The following is a 2,267-nucleotide window of genomic DNA, read 5'->3' on the forward strand; positions in this document are numbered from 1 at the left end:
GCAAATACACCTTTTACATTGGTTTCGTTGCGGTCATTGACAATGATCTCTCCACGATTGGTTAACTCAACCTCACTGTCTTTTAAGAAGTCAGTGTTTGGAAGTAAACCAATCTGTACAAAGATCCCTGCAAGCTCTACCACATGCTCTCCATCAGTTGCACGGTCTTTATATTTAAGACCGGTTACTTGTGAACCGTCACCCAATACTTCTGTGCTTAATGCATTCATAATCACAGTGGTGTTTGGCAAGCTGTTTAACTTGTTTTGCAAGACTTGGTCAGCACGAAGTTTAGTGTCAAACTCAACTAAAGTCACATGCTCAACAATACCTGCAAGGTCAATTGCCGCTTCTACACCTGAGTTGCCACCACCAATCACGGCAACACGTTTGCCTTTGAACAATGGACCATCACAGTGTGGACAGTACGCTACACCACGGGTACGGTATTCAGCTTCACCCGGTACATTCATTTCTCTCCAACGTGCCCCTGTTGAAAGGATCACAGTTTTCGATTCAAGTTTTGCACCGTTTTCAAGTTCAACTTCAACCAAGCCATTTGCTGTTTGGTCTGCACCCGTGATTTTGCTGACACGTTGCAGGTTCATGATATCCACATCGTATTCACGAACATGTGCTTCCATCTCAGCAGCAAACTTAGGACCTTGGGTCTTTTGCACAGAAGTGAAGTTTTCAATGTCCATGGTATCCATGACCTGACCACCAAAGCGTTCAGCCACGATACCTGTGTTAATGCCTTTACGTGCCGCATAGATTGCAGCTGTTGCACCCGCAGGTCCACCGCCAATCACCAATACATCAAACGCATCTTTGGCATTGAGTGCTGCTGCGTCTTTTTCAGCTGAATTGGTATCAAGTTTTGCCACAATCTCTTCAAGCGTCATACGACCTTGACCAATGTGTTCATTGTCCTGGAATACCATCGGTACAGCCATGATTTTGCGTTGTTCCACTTCGTCTTGGAAGAATGCACCATCAATCATGGTTGCCGTGGTGTTCGGGTTATAAATGGCAATCAGGTTAAGCGCCTGTACTACATCCGGACAGTTATGACAGCTTAATGATACAAATACATCAAAGTTAGCTTTGAGGTTTAAACCTTTAATCTGATTTAAAACTTCATCCGATACTTTAGGTGCATAGCCAGACACTTGTAACAGAGCCAAGATCAAAGACGTAAACTCATGACCCATTGGTAAGCCTGCAAAGAACACACGAGGCTGTTCACCTGCTTTAGCCACACCAAAGCTTGGACGACGTGTATTATTACCGTCAAAACGGGCTGTTACCTTGTCAGAAAGCTCAGCGATTTCAGTTACTAATTCTTTAATTTGAGCAGCTTTATCTGATTCATCTAAAGCAGCAACTAATTCGATTGGACTTTCTAAACGTTCTAGGTAAGCTTTTAATTGAGTTTTAATGTTTTGATCTAACATCTGTTTTTTACTCCAATGCATCCAAATTCTTTCAATAGATGCATAGTACGTTAAAACAATGAATAGGTAAAACAGTATGTTTTTATGAATTTAATCGTTTTTTTGAATGTTGGTTTGCAACAACGCGTAAGTTAAGAAAGTGCAAAAGAGCATCTTAATTTCATTTTTAGTTTTGCAGTATTTTAAAGTGAAAGTGTTTGAAAATTTATATATGTTATATGGCTGTAAAGATTTTATGTCATAACATTAAAAGGTACTTTCATGTCATTGCAACGCGGCATTTATCAGCATTATAAAGGTAATCTCTATCAAGTTTTTTCTGTAGCAAAACACAGTGAAACTGAAGAGGAATTGGTCGTTTATCAATGTTTATATGGTGATTATTCAACTTGGGTTCGACCACTTGATATGTTTACTGAAACCGTGCAAATGAGTGATGGTAGCATCGTACCGCGTTTTAAATTAATACAAAGTACTTAAATAAAATGGCTGTCATATAAAGAAGGAGTAAAATAGATGCCAAATACTATTTTCTTACAAAGAGTTGCTGATTTATATGACACCTTTAAACAGCATGACTCACAGCAATCCGATCGTTTACAACGATATCGTAATATAGAAGTAGAATCTGCTCAGCTAATTTCCCAGCTTATTCGTATGCAGCAAGCCAAGTCTATTTTGGAAATTGGCACTTCAACAGGCTATTCAACTTTGTGGCTTGCCGAAGCTGCCCAAGCGACTGGTGGGCAAGTCATTACAGTTGAAATTGATGCAAAGCGAAGTGCAGAGGCAAAACGTCATGTAGCTGAG

The 2,267-nt window shown here is 40.1% G+C and carries 3 protein-coding genes; 2 read left to right on the forward strand and 1 reads right to left on the reverse strand.

Annotation, left to right across the window (positions count from 1 at the left end; all coding sequences use genetic code 11):
• Positions 1–1,457, reverse strand: a 1,457-nt coding sequence (gene ahpF, locus VXQ92_RS15855) for an alkyl hydroperoxide reductase subunit F (RefSeq protein ID WP_416682459.1), incomplete at its 3' end; no start/stop codon positions are given.
• Positions 1,458–1,718: 261 nt separating this feature from the next.
• On the opposite strand from ahpF, the gene VXQ92_RS15860 reads away from it, so the two are divergent.
• Both VXQ92_RS15860 and VXQ92_RS15865 read left to right on the forward strand, forming a co-directional pair.
• A complete protein-coding gene (locus VXQ92_RS15860) occupies positions 1,719–1,937 on the forward strand; it encodes a DUF1653 domain-containing protein (protein ID WP_000058244.1) in 219 nt (72 codons plus the stop codon).
• Between the two features lie 36 nt (positions 1,938–1,973).
• A partial coding sequence (locus tag VXQ92_RS15865) for an O-methyltransferase (protein WP_416682460.1) occupies positions 1,974–2,267 on the forward strand: 294 nt, incomplete at its 3' end.

This window comes from Acinetobacter sp. 228, assembly GCF_048147885.1.